Genomic DNA, 406 nt, shown 5'->3' with positions numbered 1-406 from the left:
TGTCATCACCCAGACCACCGTTGAGCACATCGGCAGTGGCATAGCCGGCCAGTGCATCGTTGCCGTCCGTTGCCGCCTGGACCAGCGCCTTGATTGCAGCGATATCCCAAGCTGTGCCGTCGGCAAAGCGGACCTCTTCTACCTGATAGCCGTAGGTCGCATCAGCATAGAAGTAGCTGTTGACCCGGACACTGTCAGAGGTGCCCTTGATGCTCAACACCAAGCTATCACCGTCCCGTGCTACCGAAACGTCTCCGGTAGAGATGCCCTCACCCATGAGGATCGCATCGCGTTTGCCTGCGGTCCAATCGTAGTTGGTAACGGAGTCACCTCCAGATCCACGACCAAACCGGTACACGTCGTTGCCGTAGCCGCCGTCGAGTGTGTCATTGCCAGCACCGCCGTC

General features: G+C 59.1%; 1 protein-coding gene. It reads right to left on the bottom strand.

Annotated elements, in window-relative coordinates; all coding sequences use genetic code 11:
• Positions 1–406: calcium-binding protein (locus XnspCFBP7698_RS21205; RefSeq protein WP_304480441.1), on the bottom strand; the 406-nt coding region annotated here is incomplete at both ends.

Source organism: Xanthomonas sp. CFBP 7698, from assembly GCF_003600855.1.
Lineage (GTDB): Bacteria > Pseudomonadota > Gammaproteobacteria > Xanthomonadales > Xanthomonadaceae > Xanthomonas > Xanthomonas cannabis.
The sequence above is the reverse complement of the archived record's forward strand: the minus strand, read 5'-3'. Positions and strand labels throughout refer to the sequence as shown.